General features: G+C 65.8%; 22 protein-coding genes and 3 pseudogenes. 16 read left to right on the forward strand and 9 right to left on the reverse strand.

Going from position 1 to position 21,438, the window contains the following annotated elements; translation table 11 throughout:
• The first annotated feature begins 133 nt into the window (after nt 1-133).
• From ACIBG0_RS20515 to ACIBG0_RS20570, 12 genes are all read left to right on the forward strand, one after another.
• Complete coding sequence (locus tag ACIBG0_RS20515) at nt 134-1,468, forward strand: class I SAM-dependent methyltransferase (protein WP_397034534.1); 1,335 nt, start codon at nt 134-136, stop codon at nt 1,466-1,468.
• Nucleotides 1,465-2,868, forward strand: coding sequence for an FAD-binding oxidoreductase (locus ACIBG0_RS20520; protein ID WP_397034535.1), 1,404 nt, complete (start codon nt 1,465-1,467; stop codon nt 2,866-2,868). The genes ACIBG0_RS20515 and ACIBG0_RS20520 overlap by 4 nt, the downstream gene beginning before the upstream one ends.
• Nucleotides 2,865-3,995 carry a class I SAM-dependent methyltransferase gene (locus ACIBG0_RS20525; protein WP_397034536.1) on the forward strand — a complete coding sequence of 377 codons (1,131 nt, stop codon included), beginning with the start codon at nt 2,865-2,867 and terminating at the stop codon, nt 3,993-3,995. The genes ACIBG0_RS20520 and ACIBG0_RS20525 overlap by 4 nt, the downstream gene beginning before the upstream one ends.
• A 12-nt stretch (nt 3,996-4,007) precedes the next feature.
• Entirely contained in the window at nt 4,008-4,967 is a 960-nt protein-coding gene (locus ACIBG0_RS20530) for a fused (3R)-hydroxyacyl-ACP dehydratase subunits HadA/HadB (protein WP_397034537.1), read from the forward strand.
• 179 nt (nt 4,968-5,146) lie between these two features.
• On the forward strand, nt 5,147-5,377 hold the full coding sequence (locus tag ACIBG0_RS20535; RefSeq protein WP_397034538.1) for a hypothetical protein: 231 nt from the start codon (nt 5,147-5,149) through the stop codon (nt 5,375-5,377).
• Nucleotides 5,378-5,892: 515 nt separating this feature from the next.
• Nucleotides 5,893-6,126, forward strand: a complete 234-nt coding sequence (locus ACIBG0_RS20540) for a hypothetical protein (RefSeq protein WP_397034539.1) — start codon at nt 5,893-5,895, stop codon at nt 6,124-6,126.
• A 306-nt stretch (nt 6,127-6,432) separates the two neighbouring features.
• Nucleotides 6,433-6,711 carry a hypothetical protein gene (locus ACIBG0_RS20545; RefSeq protein WP_397034540.1) on the forward strand — a complete coding sequence of 93 codons (279 nt, stop codon included), beginning with the start codon at nt 6,433-6,435 and terminating at the stop codon, nt 6,709-6,711.
• A gap of 297 nt (nt 6,712-7,008) precedes the next feature.
• Nucleotides 7,009-7,584 (forward strand): AAA family ATPase, encoded by a 576-nt coding sequence (locus ACIBG0_RS20550; RefSeq protein ID WP_397034541.1) that lies wholly within the window; start codon nt 7,009-7,011, stop codon nt 7,582-7,584.
• 286 nt (nt 7,585-7,870) lie between these two features.
• The gene (locus ACIBG0_RS20555) at nt 7,871-8,161 is read left to right on the forward strand and encodes a hypothetical protein (RefSeq protein WP_397034542.1); all 291 of its coding nucleotides are present in this window, start codon (nt 7,871-7,873) and stop codon (nt 8,159-8,161) included.
• A 617-nt stretch (nt 8,162-8,778) separates the two neighbouring features.
• Nucleotides 8,779-9,168 (forward strand): DUF2267 domain-containing protein, encoded by a 390-nt coding sequence (locus ACIBG0_RS20560; RefSeq protein WP_397034543.1) that lies wholly within the window; start codon nt 8,779-8,781, stop codon nt 9,166-9,168.
• A 247-nt stretch (nt 9,169-9,415) separates the two neighbouring features.
• On the forward strand, nt 9,416-10,198 hold the full coding sequence (locus tag ACIBG0_RS20565; RefSeq protein WP_397034638.1) for a GAF domain-containing protein: 783 nt from the start codon (nt 9,416-9,418) through the stop codon (nt 10,196-10,198).
• A gap of 4 nt (nt 10,199-10,202) precedes the next feature.
• Entirely contained in the window at nt 10,203-10,985 is a 783-nt protein-coding gene (locus tag ACIBG0_RS20570) for a GAF domain-containing protein (RefSeq protein ID WP_397034544.1), read from the forward strand.
• A gap of 2 nt (nt 10,986-10,987) precedes the next feature.
• On the opposite strand, the gene ACIBG0_RS20575 is transcribed toward ACIBG0_RS20570, so the two are convergent.
• Entirely contained in the window at nt 10,988-11,674 is a 687-nt protein-coding gene (locus ACIBG0_RS20575; protein ID WP_397034545.1) for a PAS and ANTAR domain-containing protein, read from the reverse strand.
• Nucleotides 11,675-11,915: 241 nt separating this feature from the next.
• Here ACIBG0_RS20575 and ACIBG0_RS20580 point away from each other — a divergent pair, with 241 nt between their 5' ends.
• The gene (locus tag ACIBG0_RS20580) at nt 11,916-12,101 is read left to right on the forward strand and encodes a DUF2795 domain-containing protein (protein ID WP_397034546.1); all 186 of its coding nucleotides are present in this window, start codon (nt 11,916-11,918) and stop codon (nt 12,099-12,101) included.
• A gap of 105 nt (nt 12,102-12,206) precedes the next feature.
• On the opposite strand, the gene ACIBG0_RS20585 is transcribed toward ACIBG0_RS20580, so the two are convergent.
• Nucleotides 12,207-12,416, reverse strand: a complete 210-nt coding sequence (locus ACIBG0_RS20585) for a hypothetical protein (protein ID WP_397034547.1) — start codon at nt 12,414-12,416, stop codon at nt 12,207-12,209.
• Nucleotides 12,417-12,450: 34 nt separating this feature from the next.
• Nucleotides 12,451-13,623: a Vms1/Ankzf1 family peptidyl-tRNA hydrolase gene (locus tag ACIBG0_RS20590; RefSeq protein ID WP_397034548.1), complete on the reverse strand. Its 1,173-nt coding sequence runs from the start codon at nt 13,621-13,623 to the stop codon at nt 12,451-12,453.
• A gap of 11 nt (nt 13,624-13,634) precedes the next feature.
• On the opposite strand from ACIBG0_RS20590, the pseudogene ACIBG0_RS20595 reads away from it, so the two are divergent.
• Nucleotides 13,635-13,715, forward strand: a pseudogene (locus ACIBG0_RS20595) (short-chain dehydrogenase); the annotation flags it as partial.
• A 36-nt stretch (nt 13,716-13,751) separates the two neighbouring features.
• Here the strand turns inward: ACIBG0_RS20595 and ACIBG0_RS20600 are convergent.
• Nucleotides 13,752-13,959, reverse strand: a pseudogene (locus ACIBG0_RS20600) (class II aldolase/adducin family protein); the annotation flags it as partial.
• 133 nt (nt 13,960-14,092) lie between these two features.
• On the opposite strand from ACIBG0_RS20600, the gene ACIBG0_RS20605 reads away from it, so the two are divergent.
• Nucleotides 14,093-15,043: a TIGR03564 family F420-dependent LLM class oxidoreductase gene (locus ACIBG0_RS20605; protein ID WP_397034549.1), complete on the forward strand. Its 951-nt coding sequence runs from the start codon at nt 14,093-14,095 to the stop codon at nt 15,041-15,043.
• A gap of 33 nt (nt 15,044-15,076) precedes the next feature.
• Here the strand turns inward: ACIBG0_RS20605 and ACIBG0_RS20610 are convergent, their stop codons facing one another.
• The 5 genes and pseudogenes from ACIBG0_RS20610 to ACIBG0_RS20630 all read right to left on the reverse strand — a co-directional run bounded on the left by ACIBG0_RS20610 (nt 15,077) and on the right by ACIBG0_RS20630 (nt 20,614).
• On the reverse strand, nt 15,077-15,898 hold the full coding sequence (locus ACIBG0_RS20610; protein WP_397034550.1) for a YceI family protein: 822 nt from the start codon (nt 15,896-15,898) through the stop codon (nt 15,077-15,079).
• Nucleotides 15,898-16,884, reverse strand: a complete 987-nt coding sequence (locus ACIBG0_RS20615; protein ID WP_397034639.1) for a collagen binding domain-containing protein — start codon at nt 16,882-16,884, stop codon at nt 15,898-15,900. Before ACIBG0_RS20615 ends, ACIBG0_RS20610 begins: the two co-directional genes overlap by 1 nt.
• Before the next feature lie 48 nt (nt 16,885-16,932).
• Nucleotides 16,933-18,444: pseudogene (locus ACIBG0_RS20620) on the reverse strand (MDR family MFS transporter); the annotation flags it as partial.
• Between the two features lie 37 nt (nt 18,445-18,481).
• The gene (locus tag ACIBG0_RS20625) at nt 18,482-18,979 is read right to left on the reverse strand and encodes a MarR family winged helix-turn-helix transcriptional regulator (protein ID WP_397034551.1); all 498 of its coding nucleotides are present in this window, start codon (nt 18,977-18,979) and stop codon (nt 18,482-18,484) included.
• A gap of 249 nt (nt 18,980-19,228) precedes the next feature.
• On the reverse strand, nt 19,229-20,614 hold the full coding sequence (locus ACIBG0_RS20630) for an FAD-dependent monooxygenase (RefSeq protein WP_397034552.1): 1,386 nt from the start codon (nt 20,612-20,614) through the stop codon (nt 19,229-19,231).
• A gap of 35 nt (nt 20,615-20,649) precedes the next feature.
• Between ACIBG0_RS20630 and ACIBG0_RS20635 the strand changes: the two genes are divergently transcribed.
• Nucleotides 20,650-21,336: a TetR/AcrR family transcriptional regulator gene (locus ACIBG0_RS20635; protein WP_397034553.1), complete on the forward strand. Its 687-nt coding sequence runs from the start codon at nt 20,650-20,652 to the stop codon at nt 21,334-21,336.
• The last annotated feature ends 102 nt before the right edge of the window (nt 21,337-21,438 follow it).

Here is a 21,438-nt window from a genome sequence, read left to right on the forward strand (position 1 = left end):
CGGCGCGTCTCCCTGTGGACAGTCGGCGGCCGCGCGGGAACCAGAGGCCGCAGTGTCGCAGTGGCCCTGCACGAGCGACTGCACCAGGCCCGTACCTCGCGTCCATGAACCCCGTAGAAAGGATGGTGCCCTAGTGAGCGAGCAGGCGGTGTCGATCCTGGCCACGCATCCTTGGGTCGACACCGCATGGTGGGACCAAGGCAAACGCGCGATCCTGGTGCGCCCATCAGCGTCGGCTGTAGCCGTCCGGCCGGTTCCCGGACCATTGCTCATCGAACATCTGGAGCATTGGCGGCACGTGTACGAGTACGTGTACTCGACCACCGAGGGGCGACACGGCGACGATCTGGACCTGTCCGGATGGCGCGCATCCGATACCGGCAAGCCCTTTTCGCGCGACCACATGATCGAGTGGGTGCAGCACGCGGTCGGACTCGTCCTGCGCGACAAACCACGTGTAGTGCTCGAGTTGGGTTGCGGCAGCGGCCTCCTCGCCCACCGCGTGCACCGCAGCACCCGCGCCTACGTCGGCATCGATGTCGCCGAACCCGCCGTCGAACGGTTGCGCGCCCAAGCATTACCGGGTGTGCGGGTGCTGCAAGGAGCCGCGCACGAACTCACCTCGGCATCGGTCACCTCGGCGCTGCGCGAAGCAACCGGTGACGATACAGCGGCACCGGATTGTGTGGTGCTCAACAGCGTCACACAATGCTTCCCCAACGAACAGTATTTGACGGCCGTACTCGATGACGCGCTCGATCTCGTCGCTGCGGGCGGGACCGTGGTCGTCGGCGATATCCGCAATCTCGCCAACGCCTCGAGTTTCGCGCGCTGGCTGGAAACGGCACGCTACCCCGACTCGACCGAGCCGCAACTCACCGCGCGCATTGCCGATCGGCTCGCCGCCGATGAGGAATTGCTCTGCGATCCACGGTTATTCGCCCGCATCGCCGCACGACATCACCGCGATATCCGAACCACCTGCTACGCCAAACCGTTCCACGACGACACCGAACTCACCCGATACCGCTACGACATCGTGTACACGGTCGACCGCCCCGCACCGGAACCGGCTCGCACCATCGAATGGTCCACGTTGTCCGGCTACCGGCTTCGTGCCGTCGATCTGACGCGCGAACCCACCCTTATCACCGGGATTCCGAATGCATTGTTGGATCCGCACGCACCCGACGCCGTCCGCCCCGCCGAACTCGCCGCCGCCGTCCCGCCATCATGGGCAGTGCTGCTCGACTCCGCCGACGGCCGCCTGCTCGCAGCCGGTCCACCGGAGCACTATCACGATCGAGATGCCGTGCGCGGCAACGACTCGACAGCCGGCTGCAACAACCCCAACACCACCTTCGTGCAGCGGCGACTGCCGGAGATCCTGACCGATTACCTCGAGCGCGAACTCCCCACCGCAGCCACACCGCTTATCGCGGTAGCACAGGAGCCAACCGTCCCATGACGACAACACCATTCCTCGACCAACTCGACGACCTGCGCAGCGCCTGCCGCGGCACGATACTGCTCCCCGCCGACACCGGCTACGACTCGTCCCGCCGTACCTGGAACACCGCCGTCGACCACCGGCCCGCGGTGATCGTGCGCTGCGCCGATACCGCGGATATCCGTGCCGCCGTGGACTTCGCGCGGCGCCGCGGCCTGCCCGTATCGATGCGCGCGGGCGGACACGATGTCGCCGACCACGCCGAAGTCGAGCGCTCGGTCATGCTCGACCTGTCACCACTGAAGGCGATCACCATCGATCCGATCAACCGTCACGGAACCGTCGCGCCTGGCGTCACCTGGGCCGAGTTCGATAGCGCCGCCCAAGCACACGGACTGGCGGTCACCGGCGCCGATGTCTCGACGGTCGGGGTGATCGGCACCGCGATGTCGGGGGGAACCGGTTGGCTACAACGAGCCTTGGGCTTCACCTGCGACAATGTCCTCGCCGCGGATATCGTGCTCGCCGATGGCCGACAGGTGCGCGCGGATGCCGACAATCATCCGGACCTACTGTGGGCATTGCGCGGTGGTGGCGGCAACTTCGGCGTTGTCACCAGCCTGGAACTCCAGCTACACCCGATCAGCACCGTCTACGCGGGCACCCTGCTGTACCGATACGACAAGGCGCGCGCGGTGCTCAGCGCCTTCCGCGAATTGTGCCTCACCGCGCCCGCCGAGCTGTCCCTGCGAGCCACCCTGATCAACTGGCCACCCACCGCGCCCAAGGGACCACCGATGGCGGCGATCACCGCCTCCTTTCTCGGTTCGGCCGAGGACGCCCGCGCTGCGCTGCGGCCATTGCGGCGGATCGGCGAACCCGAGCTCGATCTGATGCGGCCGCTGAGTTATCCCGAACTGCAAAGCAATACCGAGCAGGCCTTTACCGAAGGGCACGGCACGGCGACCGGAACCGAATGGCTACGCGCCCTCGACGACCGCACCATCGACGCGCTGATCGAGCTCGGTGCCATGATGCCCACACCGCACACCCTGATCTCGATCCATCAGCTCGGCGGCGCGATCCGCCGGACATCCAACGAGGCAACGGCATTCAGCTTCCATGAGGCGAACTATCACCTCGTCGTCTTTTCCGGCGCACCGGGCGGTCGGCAGCTGGTGGCATCGCAACGCTGGATCGCCGACATCATCGACACCGCCCAAAGCTGTTCGGCCGGAGGTCCATACATCGGCATCCTGGACGGATCCAGTTCGCCCGCGCGGGTCCGCAGTGCCTTCCACCCCCACGCCTACCAGCGGCTACAGCGCGTCAAAGCCGAATACGATCCGAACAACGTCTTCCGCTGCAACCACAACATCGCACCGGCCGGTGCCCGACCCGACAGCGAGTCGCGATGATCGCCGAACTCGCCGACAGCGCCCGCCGTGCCGCCGACGCCGCGATTGCGCTACCGAGCAGCACATCCGATCCACAGCACTACATTTCGGCCGTCGACGACCTCGACACATTCGGTCTGCGTGCCATGACTCGCGTGCTGCGAGGAGCACTGCCCGACAATGTGGTTCGCGGCGAGGATGAGATCGCCGCCCACCTGCGGGTCGCGCCGCGGCATCGCTGGCTGCTGCGCCGATGGTTGGCCGAACTGACCGCGCGCCAATGGATCACCCGGCAACCTCGAGGCTACGGAACACCACGCGAGCAGCACATCCCGGCCCGCGCCGAACTACGCCAGGTCTGCGCCGACCTCGGCTTCGCACCCGAACTCGCGCAGTTCTTCGCGCGCGCCAACCGAGCGCTGCCCGACCTACTGCGCGATCGCGTGCTCGCGCAAGAACTCCTGTTTCCCAACGGGGACTTCCGCACCGCCGAAGCGGCCTACCGGACCAACCCGATCAACCACTACCTCAACGCCGCGACCCGCGAGATCATCACCTGGGCCGTTCGCGAACTCGAACCCGTGCGTGCACCGGTCCGAATCCTGGAACTGGGCGCGGGAGTCGGCGGAACGACAGCCGATCTTGTTACGGCGCTGAGTAGTTCGCGGGTCGACTATCACTTCACCGATCTGTCGAAATTCTTCCTCGACACCGCGCACGAACAGTTCGCCGCCTACCCCTGGATGCGCTACGGCATTGTCGATCTCAATGCCGACCTGCCACAGCAGCCCGCGTGTGACATCGTGCTGGCCGCCAACGTCCTGCACAACGCAAAGCACTGCGGCCGGACGCTGCACGAGTTGCGTAAGCTCCTGGCACCGGGCGGATTCCTGATCTTCGTGGAATCCTGTCGCGAGCATTGCCAATTGCTCACGTCGATGCATTTCCTGATGTCGCCGAAACCGGGCGGAACCCCGCCTGGCGACACCGATATCCGCGCTGGAACCGATCGCATTTTCCTCAGCGAGCACCAATGGCTCGACCAGCTCACCCTCGCCGGTCTGCGACCGCACCTGGTGTTGCCAGACGCGGACCATCCACTGGCCGCGCTCGGCCAACGTGTCTTCGTCGCCCGCACACTCCCCTGACCGAAGGACATCGTGGAGCAATACCGTTGCGACGACTACTACGAGGTCGGCCGGGAAAAGATCCGCGAGTTCGCCCGCGCTGTCCAGGACGTTCATCCGGCACATTGGGACGATGCGGCGGCCGCGGCACTCGGCCATCCAACCCTGCTGGCCCCCTTGACCTTTGCCTCCTCGGTCGCGACCTTCGCACAGCGGGCGATGTTCCGCGAAGCGACGGGAGGCTATGAGCCAAGCCGCCTGCTGCACGTCGAACAGGAACTGCTGTTCTACCGGCCGATCCGCGCGGGCGCCCGATTGAGCTGGGACCTCGCTGTCGACAGCCACCGCGCGGTCGACGGCGGCGACCTCATCGTCGTCACCACTGTCATCAGCGATCCAGACACCGGCCCGGTACAGACTGTGCACACCACGCTCAGCGGACGCGCCGGCAACGATGTCACAGACATCATCGATGCCGCACGACGGGTTTCGATACAGGAGATCTCCCCGCCGATCCAGAGTGCGCGGCAGGTTCCAGGCCCGTTGACTTTTCCGAAACAGCCGGATGCCGCATCGCCACACCGCCTGGAAATCACTGCCGGGCACCGGTTTCCGCGACGAACCTACCGATTGGGCCGCGGCGACCTCGTCAACTACGCCGGAGTCTCCGGTGACAACAACCCGATCCACTGGAACGACACGGTCTCCCACGCCGCAGGCCTGGATGACGTCGTAGCACACGGCATGCTGACCATGGGCCTCGGTGCCGGATATCTCACCAGCTGGCTCGACGATCCGAGCTGCGTCAGCGAATACACCGTGCGGTTCGCCCGACCTGTCACCATCAACTCCCGACACCCCACCGAGCTCGAGTTCAGCGGCATGGTGCGATCCATCAACCAGCGCGACCGCACCGCTGTCATCGCGCTCACCGCACGCGCTGGCGGCCATGACATCTTCGGCCACGCGAGGGCCGAAATACGCCTGATGTGAAGCCGTTGCCGTCGACCACGAGGCCGTGAAGTACCGGGGTCCGACCGCCGAGTCAGTCAACGCAACGCTTGATCTCGAAATGCGGTGGGGTGGTGTTGCCATGCGGGTCACCCGGGCCAGGCTCCGCTATTGCCGGATACCGAAACCGGCGCGCTGGACACCGGGCGCTAGTCGCGTGCGTGTCGGCTGGAACCCGTTCGGACAATCGCCGGGCTCTGGCGGCGATCGAGTCGTCCCTCGACGCGGTCACCCGCGACTGGGGCGCCTACCAGCGCCAAGCCGTCGAGTTCCACATCCGCGACGCCAAGGCGTGGGCGGGCGAGGATCTGGTCGCCCAGATCGATCCCGACTTCGTCCCCCGACCCGATGCGGCGTCCGGACGTCCGGTGGAGTTGGTCTCTCGTCCATGAACTCATCACCGGGGACCGAGATCGGTCCGGTCGCGGACTACCCGGCGGCATTCGTCGGGTAGTCCGAGCATTCGAGATCGTCCGGTCGCGTCGGCGAGCTGCGCCCGGGCGATCGCGAACCGCTGACACTGTCGCTAATCGAAATCAGCGTTTTCCGCACTGAAGGAGATGCATATCGAGCGTGTCTGCCGAGGCCAGGACGCTCGGGCTGCGAGCATGAGTGCCCATGTCCAGGCCGAACGAGACGAAAACACCGCGCAGGCACACCATGGGATCCCGACCCGATGACGCCCATCGGAGTGCTGCGCGCTGGGACGCCGAACTCGTTACGGCGCAGCAAGCCGAGATCTGGCATCGCCGGCACCCAGGCGCCGCTGCGGGCAGATAGCCGTATGTGCCACTCGTGGCGGCGCGCTTCCGCCGAGGAGCGCCACGACCCGACGGGTGCCGGTGCGCGGCACACGACTGACAACTGCGCATGCACCACTCACACTCCCCAACTGAAGGAGAGCGCTGTGCCAGCGCATCGTCACACCTACCTGGTCCGGCTCGATCCACTCATCCTCGACGACAGCGCGACTCCGCACAGGGTTCGGGAGCAGTTCTTCGACCGCCTGGAAACCACGGACGCCGAAGTCGTCCAGCTCAAAGGCGCCGACCGCGTCGTTATTTCCTGCTCAGACGAGGTCGCCGACCAGATCCGAGACCTCGGATACGTCTTGGACGTCGAGCCATACACTCCTGGCTAGGAGACAAGCGGCCCGGTGGCATCAGGGTCTCGTCGGGGGTCGTTGAAACGCTTGTCCCTCGATCTCGAACCGGACGTCATAGTGATCGGTACTCGCCGCATAGTGCTGAATCACCAACCGCGGCTTGCCCTGGGAACTGCGGCTATCACCCACCCCCGCACCGAATCGCAAACCACCGTCGCGCTTCGCCAGGGCGGTCACCGCCGTGTCACTGTCGGCCGAACCACCAGCGCTCTAGCTGTGGTTAGGGGTCAGGAGTTCCGAGATGAACCCGTATCGGGAGCGCGGGGTCTACTGTGTCCGTGTATGGCCACCAGGGAGGTCACCGTAACGGTGAGCGTGGAAGAGACCGAGTGGGCCGAGTTGTGTGATGCGGCCGTGTGCGCGGGCATGAGCGTGCCCGACTACCTCGCCCACAGCGCACGATTGGTCGCGCTTCAGCCCCGCGCGGCGCGGCCGCTGCGAGTACCCCGTGACGGCCCACCGCGGGCCTCCTCGCAGGACGACGACACCGAAACCGCTGCGTGGACCGAGAGCTTCTCCCAGCGTCTGCACCACCGGGCCGACCAATTCCGCGACGACTAGGCCGACAAGACGTAGTAGAGCTGGTCTTCGCGGTATCCGCCCTGGCCCATGCCGATATCGCTGATGTCGTCGACGAATTCGACGGCGAGGAGCCACTTGACCATCGGCACGGACTGATCACCGACGGCGGCACCGCTGCCCGATCGTCAGATCGTCAGATCAGGCTCTGGGTGCGCTGGTGAACGACCAGCCGGTCGTCCCCATGATCACCCGCAGTCAGCGCGGTGATCTACTGATGGCGCGCCCTTCGTGCCTTACTGCGGGGTGCGCTTGCAGGCGCCGGGGGGACAATGGGGTATGGCCTCGCCAGTCCTGACCGTAGTGACCGGTCGACCGGGTACCGGGAAAACGACCCTGGCGCACAGCCTCGCACGCGAGCTCGGCTGCCCGGCGATCATCCACGACGAAGTCACCCAGGGCATGGCCCTTGCCGACTCACCAACCCGGACCGCAGGCCTCGGACCAGCCTTCGAACGGCCCGCACTGACCACTTTCTTCGACATCATCACCGTCTTGGCGCAAGCTGGAGTCACCGCCGTGGCCGAGGCGGCGCTGCCGGGCGAGCTGTGGCACCCCCGCCTCGAGGCGATCATGGAGGACGCCGAGGTTCGCGTATTGCGCTGCACTGCACCGACTTCGATCATCCGGGAGCGGATCAAACAGCGTATAGAAACCAACCCGAACCGGCGCGCCCGAAGCGACGAACTCCTGGGGTCGGTCGACACCGACAGCACATCCGAAGCGGTATTCGACCCTGCCGTCGGTGAACTGCCCACGCTGACCGTGGACACCACGCACGGCTACCAGCCCGGACTCGTGGCCATCACCCGCTTCGCGACCCGGCCAGACCCCAGCGAAGCCCTCGAGACCTGAACGCTCAACCGTGCCCGATGGTCAGCCAGAAGCGCAGGCGCGCAGGTGCTGATCATTTCCGGCGGGATTTGCTGATCGCAAGGCCAGCAACTCCGAGCAGAAGCGGTTCCAGGTTGAATCGGTGAGTGGGGCACCACGGGATCTGCGACTATTACAGGGGACGTTCGCTCCACGATTCCCCCTGAGATTCCCCACCTCGAGTTATGAGGACGCTGAAAGGGGCATCTCGGCCAGGACCTCTACCCATCCATGAAGGTGCTTCACGACAGCGGAAGGAACCAGACGGATGTTGATGCTTACCCCCACCGCGATCGAGGCCGTTCGCACTATCACCTCAGGCGAGAACGCGCCCACCGATGCCGGGCTGCGAATCTCCGCGACCGACGGCGCCGAAACCCTGCGGATGGCAATCACCGCGGGTCCGGACGAACAAGATCAGGTCTTGACCGCCCAAGGAGCACGGGTCTTCCTGGACGAGCAGGCCGCTGCTTTCCTGGACGACAAGATCCTCGACACCGGGCAGGACTCGGACGGCCAAGGCGGCTTCGTCCTTACCCAGCAGGACCAGAGTCGATGAACCGACTCCGAAGCCCGACGCGGCCGACACGGCCGCATCGAAGTGGTGAAGCCCGGGAACATCTCCCGGGCTTCACCCACCACTTCGATTCTTGCCCGGCATTCGCTCAGTTCGGGGCCATGTCGGCCGACACGAAGCGATAGCCATGTATTCGCTCCGATTCAGCTCGATCTCCGGGGTGCCCCACCGGCGGCACCAGCAAGCAGCCCTGTGGTCACCGTTCGCTGTACACCTGACAGGGAGCTCCGGACTTAGAGATCGACTCCCTGTGGGCAAACATCATCAGCCTGGCGAGGGAGTCAGATAAGAAGCGAACCGACGCAACGGCCCCGACCGGGAAGGTCACATGTCGGTCGATCGGGAACGCGCCGTTCGCTAATCGACTGCGCGATAACCTATTCCACTTCTGTACTCCTGTCGGTGGTCCCACGACTGGCAACGGGTGGTCTCAAACGACATGGGAAGCCGTTTGCCGGTACCTACTGGTGGTAGTGCCCAGATATGCGGCCAGGTTTCCGCAAATTTCGCACGTACCGCGACGGCGACCGCAGACGCACCGTGGACGTGGGGGCCGCTGTTCGAAATCTGTACGCATCCGATTCGGAACGGGAGGAATCATGAACGAAGACCAGTTGGTATCCGCGGTTCGCGGCACTGCGCAGATCGATAGTGTCGACGAGGGCGCTCGGGCGATCCGGGCCACCCTGCAGGTCCTCGGTCAGCGCATCACCGGCGGTGAGACCAAAGACCTCGCATCGCAGCTACCGAAGACCTTCGCCGAAGCCTTGCCGCGGACCGGCGCGGGCGAGCGCTTCGCGATCGACGAATTCTATCGACGGGTGGCAGCCGCTGAAGGCGCAGAACGCACCGAGCAACAAGCCCGCAGGGATTCTCGTGCCGTCATGGCCGCGCTGAAGGTGGCGATGCCACATGAATTCGACCATATTGCAGCGCAATTGCCCGCTGACTACGACGACCTGCTCGGCACCGAACCCGTCCAGCACTGACCCCGACGCCGATGGCGCCGGCCGGTAGGCCGAGGTGCGGCGTTCGCCCTCCGGGGCCTGCGAGCGACCACCCGGAGTCGGCCATTGTCGAATAGCTGAGTCGGCTCGCTCACCACGGCCTCAGCGCCATTGCGGCAACACGCCACGGGCCGAGATGGGCAATCGCCACGCACCGAGCGCCTCGGTGCAATCCAGATGGGTGGGCGTAACGTAGTTCGCGCAGCGAATGGAGGGCACCGTGGAAAATATGTCCGGCGCCCGGCCCGGAGACCCGAACGAGACCGCTCGTCGTGCCGGTGCCCAGAGTGCTGGTCGGTCGTCGTTCAGTGGGATCAGCGCGGTCTGCTCGGCGGCGGTGCGGTTGACCGGAGCCGATGGTGCCGCTGTCGCGGTTCTGGGCGGTAATTCGCAGGCGAGGGAGTTGGTGTATGCCACCGACGCCATTGCCCAACAGGTCGATGAACTCCAGTTCGTAGTGGGCGAAGGGCCCTGCGTCGAGGCATTTCGCAGTGATCAGCGCCAGATCTGGCCGGACCTGACCAGTACTGACGCCCTCAGGCGCTGGCCGGCGTTCACCGGCGAGGTGCTGGCATTGGGGGTGCGTGCCGTCTTCGCGTTTCCGGTTCCCGGCGTGCGCAAGTCGGTAGGGGTGCTGGAGTTGTATCGCGGCCTGCCGGGCGGGCTGGGCGGGGTCGAGCGGGATTCCGGCGACGCCTGCGCGGTAGCGATAGGGCGTGCGCTGCGCGCCGACTGGGATCGACGCGTCGACGCCCTCGGTGGCGTCGACGAAGTCGTGGATGCTGTGGTAGCGCAAGGTGGTATCGACGGCGTGGACGATGAATTCTCGCGGGCGGTGGTGTTCAACGCTGTGGGAATGGTCGCGGTGCAGCTGGCGGTTCCGACGGACCAGGGATTGGCCCGCTTGCGCGCGTACTGCTACGCCGAAGGCAGAGCGATCAGCGATGTGGCCGCCGATATCGTGGCGCGCAGGCTTTCTTTGCGCGACCAGCGTGATAGCGGCGAAGGGTAGGGCGATGGACACCGTGCAGACCCGGTTGGCGGTCGCGGAGCTGACCGCGGCCCTGACTACTGATTTCGATGTGCCGACGTTGTTGCATTCGGTGGCTCGTCATGCCCAGGAGTGCTTCGAGGCGGTATCGGCGGTGGTGATCCTGCTGGATCGACGTCAGGCGCCCGAGCCGGGGATTCGGATCGTGGCCGAGGCGATGCGCGAGGGCACCATCACCGATCCGCGCCTGCATGTCACCGGTCCGGGTATGTCGAGTGCTCGTGATGGTGCGGTGGCCATGATCGCAGACATCGAAGCTGCGAAAGACCTCGATTCGCGATGGCCGTCCTACCGCGTCCGGGCGCGGGAATCAGGGCTGCGCTCGGTGCGGGCGTTTCCGGTAACGGCTTTGACGGTGCCGTTGGGGTCGGTAGTGGTACACGCCGATGAGCCATGGGGAGTGCAGCGGCCCAACGATTTCGGACAGGTTCTGGCCGATCTCGCCGCGATCGCCTTGTCGATGGGCAGGCTCAACGGCAGACTCGCCGCGACCGACGAAACGGTGGAAGCGGTACTGCACGGATCGACGGTGATCGCGACCGCGGTCGGTATCCTCGCCGAGTACTTCGACCTGGATATCGACAACGCGCGGGCGCGACTGCTGCGGCTGGCGCGCGCTCACCAGGTCACTCCGACCGTGCATGCGGCTGCCATCGTCGACGCGCAGAACAGCTCACCCGCCGATCCGGGCGCCGCGGCGGTGTTGCACCTTCCGCCTGACCTCGCGCCGCCGACACACATCCACTGAACTCACTCGACTGCGTCGGGGTCTATGCCATTGTGCAAGGTCAGCAGCACATGGTCGAGCCGGGACCGCAGTTTGACGTCGTTTCCGCCCATGTTCGACAACTCGGCGACCACTCGTTGCGCGACCGTGCGCAGCTTGATGTTGGTTTCCTGCGAGCGCCAACGCAGCACCTGGAACGCTTGCTCGGCGCTGATGCCGTAGGCGAGCATCAGGGCGCCTTTGGCCTGTTCGATGACCGCCCGAGCGTCGACCAGCTGAGGTAGGACGTCATCGAGAACTCCTTGCCGGTAATCGTCCACGGCGTCCGACAGGTCGATGTAGTAACCCTGAGTCCCGGTCACGGCCCCGTCCTCGTCGACCATGGGCTCGGACAGCACCAGCACCTCACGCACTCGCCCGGCCGTGTCGATGATGCGGTGACGACTGGTAAATGCACCCCCGTCCTCGACCGAGACGATCAGCGCCTCGACGCGGTCGCGGTCCTCGGGATGCTTGTGCGACAGCAACAATGTGGTGGTCGGCTCGATATCGGCAGGGTGACCGTGCATTTGCGCGACCTCCGCCGACCACTCCCACCGCCGAGTACCGAACCAGTACCGAAACCTGCCGACCTTCAGCGGATCCCCGACCCCGACCACCCGCTCGACCAGATCCTTCTCCACCTGCGACACTTCACCACGCTCGGTCATACTCCGAGTATTCACCCCCACCGGGGGCTCAGCGAGTGTGCCGGCCGCCTCGATGTGGAATCCGGCGTCAAGGCGTAACGCTGCTGATTCAGGTTCTCGAAGCCCGAAGTCCTCGAGCTGCGGCCGACTACCCCGGGTCTCGTGACCAGCCATAGGAAAGGATCGATCAAAGGGTTTGGACTACCCAGGTGGTGGTAGTGCCCCGATGTCCGCTGTCTCGGATCATCGGAGAGGAGCAAAGATGAGCCAGGTCAGTCCCATTCAGGTGCAGAAGTATTTGGCCGGGGTCGACTATCCGTGCGATCGTGGCGGGATTTTGTCTGCCGCCAAGAACAATGGTGCGGACAAGGAAATCCTCGATGCGCTAGAGGCGATACCCGACCGGACTTACAACGGCCCGAACGCGGTCAGTCAAGCCGTCTCCTAGACCTCGATAGGCGTCCCACGGGTCGGTTACCGGATTCGTCGAACAGGGCCGCGATGCGGTCCTGTTCGACGGACAAGACGACACCGGCGGCGGATCGCAACGCGGCTATTCCTGTTCCCGGGTGGGGGGATTCTGCTCTACGGGGCGTTCGGTCCGTTGCACCTGTTCATTGATGAGCGTGTCATCGTCAGCCGGGGGCTCGGGGTCATGCCATTCCTCTGCCCGACTGGAGCGATTGCCACGCAACGTGCCCTCGAGCTCATGAGCCAGCTCGTCGTCGCGCACAGGACTGTGTTTGCTGCTTCCTCTTTCCATGGGTTTACTCCTTCGATTTCTCCCAGCGCAGGCCCTAGCGGTGACGCAAGAGGGTCGCTACGCCTTGTTCTGGTACGACAGCACCTTCGACTGGAACTATGGAGCCGCCCTGCAGCAGCGTGACTACCGGCAACGCTTCGTCGGCCCGATATACACCAGGCTTCGCCGCATTCTCATTGATCCAGTCCGCCCCACTGATGCCTCGAAGTAATTCCGGATCGAGTTCGACGGGTCGATCGCCTATGGTCTCCGCATCGATCAGTAATGTATCGGCGTTCGCCGCCAGTAGCGCCCTAGCCGTCTCAGGCACCCCCTCCACAGCCAAGCCGTCAGCCTTGCCCCGCGCGGCGGTCAATTGCTCGACGGCCTGATGCTGCCGCTGCCATGCCTGTGCCCGCACCGCCTCCTCCACCTGCGCTTCGAGTGCAGCCGAGTCCGAACCCGCCGCGCGAGCCCCGGCCTCGACTTCGACGATCCGGGCGGTAGGCGACTCGAGCACCTTGGACAGCGCCGCGCGGGCGCCGACCTCACCGACGAGCACGATGATCTGCGCGTTGATCCGGTCCGCCAGATTCCGAACCGCTGTGGCGACCTCCTCGACATTCCGGCGGACCGTTTCCTCGACCCGCCGATGCATCGAGCGATGTGCCCACCCTCCGCCATGGTGGACCTTGTGCACCGGATGCCCGGCGCCCTCCGTGACCTCTTCGATCAGGTTCTCGTCCTCATCGATGCCGTACAGATCACAGCCGATCCGGTCGACTACGGCGATAACGTGGGGCACCTCGTGAGATTGCTGCTCGATCAGCGGCAGAAGATAAGGCAGTGGCGACACCCGGACGATCTCACGTGCAGGCGGTTCGGCGAGCAGATGATCGACAAGAACGCTGCCCGGGTCAGCGATCAGCACGCGTCCTGTCCGTCCGCGACTCGGCCTCTTTTCCGCGATTGCCTCGTCCAACAGCTCCAATGCTGTTTCGGGGGCATCCTGCGCGACCAGTTGCTCGCGGATAGAACGCCACCGCAGCTTTCTCTGATCCTCGGCGTCCTCAGTGTTGTGTGAGGCGTCGATGCAGAGCGAGACGAACGGGCCCCGCCGTTGCGCTATTTCTCTCAGATTTATGCCATACACATTCGTGCGCTTACCCGCTTCCGCGTCACCGAACCCGGAATACCAGCCGAGGAGCGCAATTGCCCTGACCTTCACGGATCGGTCACTTTCTCGCATCACCACGCAGCATCGCCATCACCGGCGACGCCATCGCGGTGGGCGGCGGCGTCCCCGGGCCGGTCTATTACCGAGTCACAAAATTGGCGGATGCTAGTCGCGGAAACGGGCGTGTGCACATGCACCACGGAGGTGATCTCCGGGTGCGCGCGGAACATCTTGGCATAGCCGGTGACGAACGCGGCGGATCCGGGGCCGGAGAGCACGGCTCCGTCGAAGCCGGCCACGACCGGCACGACGGTGCGGTCGTCGGCCCACGGACCCGGTTTCATTGAGGGCGACGGCGATTTCGGTGCCCGGTACGCGTTCGACGAATTGACGGTGCCGGTGCCGACCCCTCCCCAGAGGATCGGCCCACAGACTCCGAGGCAACGAAAACCCTTGTGATCAAGCTGATTTCATCTAGCGGTTCGGGAACAGGCGCGCACGCACACGGGTTTCCCATGACATGACTCTCGGAATTGCGCTCGCTGCCTCGAATTCGGGCAACTACGTCGACCAGATCGTGGCGCAGGCCCGCTCGGTCGCCGAGCTGGGTATCGGGTCGGTGTGGTTCGGACAGCGGATGGATTACGACTCCCCCGCCCTGGCCGCCATCGTCGGCCGGGAGGTGCCGGGCCTACAGGTCGGCACCTCGGCCATCCCTGTGGTCGGCCGCCATCCGCTGCTGGTTTCCGCTCAGGCGCAGACCGCCCAAGCCGCGACGCACGGGCGTTATCACCTGGGTCTGGCCGTCGGTTCGACACTCGCTGCCAGCGCGTTCGGCACAGCCTTCGATCGGCCCATCACCCGGCTGCGCGAGTTCCTCACCGGGCTGCGGGAATTGCTCGACACGGGCACCGCCGACTTCCACGGCGAACTGCTGACGGTCACACCGCCACTGCCGACCGCGGTTCCCGGGGCAGAACCACGCGTACCGGTGTTGGTGGCCGCGATGGGCCCCCAAGCACTACGCGTCACCGGCGAACTCACCGACGGCACCCTGCCGTATCTGGCAGGCCCGAAAACCTTGAGCGAGTACATCGTGCCGGTGATCACGAAGACGTCGGAAACCGCACCCCGCATCGTCGCCTTCGTCCCGGCAGTCGTCACCGCCGATGTCGAAGGCACCCGTGCCACGGCGGTGCAACAGCTGGCGTTCTACGAGCAGGTGCCGTCCTATCGCCGGGTCATCGAACTCGAAGGTGCCTCGCGGGCAGCGGAACTGGCACTCATCGGCGACGAGGAAACCATCGCCGCCGGAATCCAGCGCTACTACGACGCAGGCGCCACCGAGGTCGTGCTGACCACCACGGAGCTGGCCGGTCCAGACGATCAGCACCGCACCTGGGCGCTGGCCGGGGCACTCGCGGCCGACCGGGCCGACTCCTCGGCGGCCTCAGCCCTGCCCGCGAAGTAGCATCGCGCGATCGCGAGCTCAGCCCCGGCGCGCCTAGATTGCGGGTAGCTGCTCGCCTTGTACGACTTCGATGTCGAGGTCGAGTTTGACGCTGGTGCCGACCGCGGCTACTCCCGCGCGCACGACCGCGTTGTAATCGATCGCGAAATCATTGCGGTGCAAGAGTGTTTCGGCGTGGAACGCGGCACGCACACCACCCCACGGGTCTGGTCCGAACCCGCCATAGGTCACGTCGAGATCGACCGCGCGACACTGCCCGTGCAGGGTCAGCTCACCCGGCATCACCCACGTGTCACCACTGGTACGACGCAACCCCCTTCCAGTGAAAATGATCGTCGGATAAGTGTCGACATCCAGGAATTCCGGTGAGCGCAGGTGAGTGTCACGCATCGAGTTACCGGTATCGATACCCGCGGCCTTGATCTCCGCGTGCCCGGTGGACCGCTCGAACGGCTCGGCGATATCGAGCCGCCCACTCACCTCCGCGAATCGGGCCTTGATGCTCGCGATACCCAGATGACGCACAGTGGCGATCACCGTCGAATGCACCGGATCGATCGTCCACGGCCCCGGCGGCGGCGACGCCACCGCGCCCTCGACCGGTACCAACACCACCTCACCGAGCACGCCGGTCCCCACCGGGGAGATCTGCACGGTCCGCGCCACCGGCTCGAACCCGACAGCAGTGAGTACCGCGGTGTGCAGACCCGCAGGCAACACTTCGGTGCCCACCGCCCCGGTCTCGTCGACGACCGCACGGGCGAGCTGGCGGCCCTGCATATCCGTCACCGTCAACACCGCATCCGGCACCGGCCACCCCTGCACGGTGCAAACACGACCGGTCAATCCACTCATCAACGACCCCCAAGCTCGTAACCGAGTCGCACGTCATAGGCGACCTCGCCACCCGACACAGTGACCTGGCCGGTCACCGGCGGATAACCACGAGCAACCACGGTGTACTGCCCTTCGCGCAGATCGGTCACGACATAGCGGCCGTTCTCGTCGGTGCGTGCCGTCGCGGTCACCTCCCCCGCCGCGTCGAGCACACTGACCAGCACATCCTGCACCGCACGGCCGCCGTCGGCCAACGCGGACCCGGCAAGCACCGCCATCGCAGCCAACTCGATGTCATGACGCAACACACCACTGTCGGGCACCGTCAAGGTGGTCGCAATGGGACGCATATGCTCCGCGACCGCGACCAAGGTATACACACCCGACACCACACCGTGGCACACGTAGGTGCCGTCGTCGCCGGTGACAGCCGCCCCGACCACTTCACCATGCACGTCGGCCAATGTGACGGTCGCACCCGATAACGGCACACCGTGTCCGGCGGTACGGACCACACCCGACAACCCCCCCGAACCCACCAAGGTCACGTCCAGGCGCTGGGGCCGCTGACCGACCGACACAGTGACCGCGGTCGGCTGGTGGCCCATCGCCGACACGATCAACACATAGCCACCCGTCTGGGGCGCGGTGATCGCATAACCACCATCAGCGGCACTGCTCGCCCGCGCGAGCTGACGGCCACCCTGGTCGATCAACGTCAACACCGCACCCGACACCGGACGACCGTCCTCACGATGGACTCGACCACCCAACGCCGCACCACCGAAGTCCGACCCGGACGACCCGTCCGCCGACAGACCGGTCTGCGACGATGCGACGACCCGGTACACACGACCGTTCTGTTCTACCGCCCCATGCCCATTGACCGACGCTGCCGGCACCGGTTCAGGCTCGGGCAACACCCGCTCGGCGCCCTCCCAGAGTTGGTTTTCGTCCCAGCCCGACTCCGCGAAGGCGGCCAGTTCGGCATCCAGTGCCGCCATGTCGTCCGCGGCGGTCGTATTGTCCTGCGACGCAGACTCTTTCGTGGTCGGGTCGAGGCCCGGATTGATGTCGACCGTGCGGCGCAGTGGGCGGTTCGGCAGGAACGCGGTCGCGATGAGGGCGACGACCGTCGCCGCGGCGGCGATCAGGAAGATCCGTCCGGTCGCGTCGCCGTAGGAAGCGCGCACGATGGTGGCGATGGGTCCGGGGAGGGCATCGAGATCGAGATTGCCGCTACCCGAGGACGTGGTCTGAATACCGAGCTTGGCAAACCCTTGCTTGGACAGATCGCTGACCTGGGTTGCCAGCACCGAGCCCAGAACCGAGACGCCGATCGCGCCGCCGAAGGTGCGGAAGAAGGCGACGCTGCTGGATGCCGCGCCGATATTGTGCACGCTCACGGTGTTCTGCACAGCCAGCACCAGGTTCTGCATCATCATGCCGACGCCCAGCCCGACAACGGCGATGTAGATGCCGACCAGCCACAGGTTGGTCGCGTGGTCGATCGTGGACAGCAGCCCGAACCCGACCACCAGCAGCGCACCGCCGCTGACCACGAAGCCCTTCCACTTGCCGAACCGGGTGATCAGCTGGCCGGAGCCGACCGAAGCGGTCAGCATGCCCGCCACCAGCGGGATGGTCAGGACGCCCGCGACCGTCGGCGAGTAGCCGCGCGCGGTCTGGAAGTACTGACCCAGGAAGGTGGTCGCACCGAACATGCCGACACCGACGGCGATCGAGGCGATGATCGCCAAACCCGTGGTGCGTTCGGTGACGATGGGCAGCGGGATGATCGGCGACTTGGCGCGGGACTCGACCCACACGGTCGCGATCAGCAGCAGCACACCCGCCCCTACGTAGAACGCCGATTCCGTGGAGAGCCAGGCGTAGTAGTTCGCCTTCCCGGCGAACGACACCCAAATCAGCAGCACCGAAACACCGGCGGTCAGCAGCGCCGCACCGAGCCAGTCGATCGACACGTCCGCCTTGCGCTCGGTGGGCAGCCGCAGCGTCCGCTGCAGCAGCATCAGCGCGATCACCGCGATGGGCACGCACACGTAGAAGCACCAGCGCCAGCCGAGCGGGCTGTCGACGATGACGCCGCCGAGGATGGGGCCACCCGACATCGACACCGCCATTACCGCGCCCATGTAGCCCGAATACCGACCGCGTTCGCGCGGCGCGACGATCGAGCCGATGATTGCCACGACCAGGGCGGTCAGGCCGCCCATGCCGATGCCTTGGACGACGCGCGCGACCAACAGCACCGGCACGTTATGGGCGAGTCCGGCGATGATCGAGCCGGCGACGAAGATGACGATGGCCGATTGGACCAGCAGCTTCTTATTGAACAGATCGGCGAACTTGCCCCAGATCGGGGTGGATGCGGCGTTGGCCAGCAGCGCCGTGGTGATGACCCAGGCGTATGCGGTCTGCGATCCCTGCAGATCGCCGATGATGGTGGGCAGCGCGGTCGAGACGATCGTGGTGCTGAGCAACGCCGTGAACAGCGCCGCCAGCAACCCGGTCAGGGCTTCCAGGACCTGACGATGGGTCATCGCGTCCGGATCGCGCCGCGTCCCCGCATCGACTGAATTAGACATCCACTTCCTGACTCTCTATCGAAACCGGCTCGCACTCACCCACCGTCGTGTGGTGGGCAACCGCGGCCAGTGAATTCCTGAGTTTCTGAACAACCATCGCGGCCTGTTCGGCTTCGTCCTCGCTCCAATCGGCGAGCGCAGCCTGTAATCCCCGCGCCCGCGAGACCCGGATGCGCCGCAGCAGATCGCGTCCTTGGTCGGTGATCTGGATGAGAGTGGCCCGGCCGTCGCTGGGATCGGCATCGCGGGCGATATCGCCGGAGCTCACCAGCTCGGCGACCTGCCTGCTCAGTGTCGAAGGGCTGATGCACAAGTCCACAGCTAGATCAACCTGTCGGCACCGCCCCCTGACCTCGAGGCAGCCCAGCAGACCGACGCCGCCCGGAAGCAGGTGCCCTTCTTCCGGGTGCGACAGGACAGCGCGGATCGCCCGGCCCATGAAGTAGAGCTCCTTTATCAGGCTCTGAGCCGCATCGGGTGACACTGCCATGCCCACTCCCAGCACGAGATTAGTTGCTTGTACTACACAACTATACATAGGTTACTTGTGCTAAGCAATTAACCCTGATGGCGTAAAGCGATGCAGCCACTCGGGTGCACCACCGATGAGGTCGCTCAGCGCCTTCACCGTGATCCCCGGCCTGGTCTCACGCATGAAACGCGGCAGGTCGATGTCCGCTGCGTGCTGTTCCTGGAAGATGTTGCCGGAGTTTCAACCGGCGCGCGCCGGCCCGCCGCGTTACGGGGCGCCCGAGCCGTAAGAACGGCTCACGAAACCGTCAGGGCGGACCAGCACCGTCCCGTACGGCCAGCCATCCACGAGGTGCACCGGAACGTCGGCCTCCACGCCGGGATCGGCCGTGAGTACGCACCACTGGGATCCGACGAGATCTAGCGTGGACACTCCGTCGGCCACCCACATGTGTGGCAGGCGGGATCCCGGTGATCCGTCGAGGTCGAGGGCGACGTCCTCGGTGGAGGGGAGCTCCGCGCCGCTGTATCGGTAGCCCATGTGCACCACCGGCGCGTTGATCGCCCCCGCTGCCTTGCGCGCCTCTGCCATGTCCTTGCCCCAGTGCAGTGATGGATCGTTGAACCGCAGGCGCGCCTGCTCCATTGTCATGAGGGCCACCGGATGGCGTTCGGCGTGATACGTCTCCAGCAGCTCGGGTCCGGCCTCACCGCGCAGTGCATGCGCGAGCTTCCACGCCAGATTGTGTGCGTCGGCGATGCCGGCGTTCAGCCCGAACGCGCCCAGTGGAGGGATGGCGTGCGCCGCGTCGCCCACCAGGAAGGCCCGCCCGACGGAGAGCCGATCGGCCACCTGGCCGCGCCCCCGGAACCGCAGCACACTGCGGATCTCCACCTCGATCGATGGGTCGCCGAGCGCGGTGCGGATGAGGTCGGGAGTCGGCTCCGTGTCGAGGCGGGTGAGGAACACCCACTCGCGTTCGCCGTCGACGGTCACCAGCAGTCCGGTCGCGTCCGGATGCTCGATATTGCACATTGCGAACGGCTTGCGCGGACGCAGATCAGCACCGAACAGAACACTCGTCGTCTCCTGACCGATCACACCGGGACCGGTGAGGCCGATGCCGAGGATCTGCCGAATCCGGCTGCGCACCCCGTCGGCCGCCACCAGATAGCGCGACCGCACGACACGTCCGTCGGACAGGGTCGCCGTGACGCCGTCGGAGTCCTGCTCGAACGAGTCGAGTGCCACGCCGAACTCCACGTCGCCGGCCTTGGTGAGCAGCACGCGGTCGAGCCGGTTCTGTGCGCAGGTGCCGCGGATCCGGGCCGGCGTGTAGGTGAGCTCGGCCGCGGTTTTCGTCTTCCACCCCTCGCTTTCGGTGAAGTCGGCTTCTGCGAGCGTGCGCCCTCTGATCTTCCCGGCCCGCAGGTCGACCGCGGCCTCGTTGACCGCTTGATCGAGGCCAACCTCGCGCAGGATCTCCACCGACCGCGACCCGATGCCGGTGGCCCTGGGGTGGGGCGACAGCTCCGGTTTCTCCTCGACGACGAGGGGCTTGACGCCGTGGTGGCGCAGCAGCACCGCGAGCATCAGCCCGACGGATCCGCCGCCGGCGATCAAAACATCAGTGGATACAGTGTGCCCGTTCATGGGCACACTGTATCCACTTCGGTAGACTCCTGTCCATGTCACTTATCTGGGAGCGTGAGCCGTACCGGTCGAAGAGACAGGCCCTGAGTGTGGAGCGCATTGTGGACGCGTCCATCGCCATCGCCGACGCCGAGGGGCTCGACGCGCTGTCGATGCGCCGCGTCGCCGCCGAGCTGTCGACCGGCACGACCTCGCTCTACCGCTACGTGGACAGCCGCGACGACCTACTCGACCTCATGGCCGATGCGGTACAGGACGACCACGTGCCGCTGACGGGAGACTGGCGCGCCGACCTCGAGGCGTACGCCCACCACGAGCGCGAGCTCTGGCTACGGCACACCTGGCTCGCCCCGCTGCTGGCCACCCGGCCATCACTCGGCCCCAACTGGCTGCGCGGCCTGGAACACGCCCTCACCGCAGCCGCCCCGCTGACGTCCGACATCGCCGACGCGGCCTCGGCCGTCGGGCTGATCAGGGACTACGTGCGCGGCGCGGTCATGCGCGAGCTCGCCGAGAAAGAGACCCAGCGGCGCACCGGTCAGACCGAGGACGAGTGGCGCGCCGCCGTCGCCCCCTACATGCGCAAGGTCATCGAAAGCGGCGCATATCCCCGAGTTTCGCGCATGACCAAATCCGCCGACCTGAGCCCGGCCGAACAGTTCTCGTACGGGTTGCGCCGCATCCTCACCGGGATCGCGGACTCTCGGCAGACGGCAAAGTGATGCGGAAGTGGGTCGGCTGTATGGTGCCGTCGACGCAGACGGTGCCCTCGGGGATCGTCGCGGCCTGGACGTCGGCGGTGTAGAAGCACCCCCGGCGTCATC

The sequence above is a fragment of the Nocardia sp. NPDC050630 genome, from assembly GCF_044457245.1.
Lineage (GTDB): Bacteria > Actinomycetota > Actinomycetes > Mycobacteriales > Mycobacteriaceae > Nocardia.

Bases quoted from the DNA above. Each gene is read 5' to 3' on its own strand.
- ACIBG0_RS20580 (WP_397034546.1), top strand. From the start codon at position 11,916: ATGAGCCAGGTCAGTCCCATTCAGGTGCAGAAGTATTTGGCCGGGGTC.
- ACIBG0_RS20545 (WP_397034540.1), top strand. From the start codon at position 6,433: ATGGCCACCAGGGAGGTCACCGTAACGGTGAGCGTGGAAGAGACCGAG.
- ACIBG0_RS20565 (WP_397034638.1), top strand. From the start codon at position 9,416: ATGTCCGGCGCCCGGCCCGGAGACCCGAACGAGACCGCTCGTCGTGCC.
- ACIBG0_RS20625 (WP_397034551.1), bottom strand. From the start codon at position 18,979: ATGGCAGTGTCACCCGATGCGGCTCAGAGCCTGATAAAGGAGCTCTAC.
- ACIBG0_RS20635 (WP_397034553.1), top strand. From the start codon at position 20,650: ATGTCACTTATCTGGGAGCGTGAGCCGTACCGGTCGAAGAGACAGGCC.
- ACIBG0_RS20575 (WP_397034545.1), bottom strand. From the start codon at position 11,674: ATGACCGAGCGTGGTGAAGTGTCGCAGGTGGAGAAGGATCTGGTCGAG.
- ACIBG0_RS20550 (WP_397034541.1), top strand. From the start codon at position 7,009: ATGGCCTCGCCAGTCCTGACCGTAGTGACCGGTCGACCGGGTACCGGG.
- ACIBG0_RS20560 (WP_397034543.1), top strand. From the start codon at position 8,779: ATGAACGAAGACCAGTTGGTATCCGCGGTTCGCGGCACTGCGCAGATC.
- ACIBG0_RS20585 (WP_397034547.1), bottom strand. From the start codon at position 12,416: ATGGAAAGAGGAAGCAGCAAACACAGTCCTGTGCGCGACGACGAGCTG.
- ACIBG0_RS20520 (WP_397034535.1), top strand. From the start codon at position 1,465: ATGACGACAACACCATTCCTCGACCAACTCGACGACCTGCGCAGCGCC.
- ACIBG0_RS20610 (WP_397034550.1), bottom strand. From the start codon at position 15,898: ATGAGTGGATTGACCGGTCGTGTTTGCACCGTGCAGGGGTGGCCGGTG.
- ACIBG0_RS20555 (WP_397034542.1), top strand. From the start codon at position 7,871: ATGTTGATGCTTACCCCCACCGCGATCGAGGCCGTTCGCACTATCACC.
- ACIBG0_RS20630 (WP_397034552.1), bottom strand. From the start codon at position 20,614: ATGAACGGGCACACTGTATCCACTGATGTTTTGATCGCCGGCGGCGGA.
- ACIBG0_RS20615 (WP_397034639.1), bottom strand. From the start codon at position 16,884: ATGGCGGCACTGGATGCCGAACTGGCCGCCTTCGCGGAGTCGGGCTGG.
- ACIBG0_RS20525 (WP_397034536.1), top strand. From the start codon at position 2,865: ATGATCGCCGAACTCGCCGACAGCGCCCGCCGTGCCGCCGACGCCGCG.
- ACIBG0_RS20605 (WP_397034549.1), top strand. From the start codon at position 14,093: ATGACTCTCGGAATTGCGCTCGCTGCCTCGAATTCGGGCAACTACGTC.
- ACIBG0_RS20570 (WP_397034544.1), top strand. From the start codon at position 10,203: ATGGACACCGTGCAGACCCGGTTGGCGGTCGCGGAGCTGACCGCGGCC.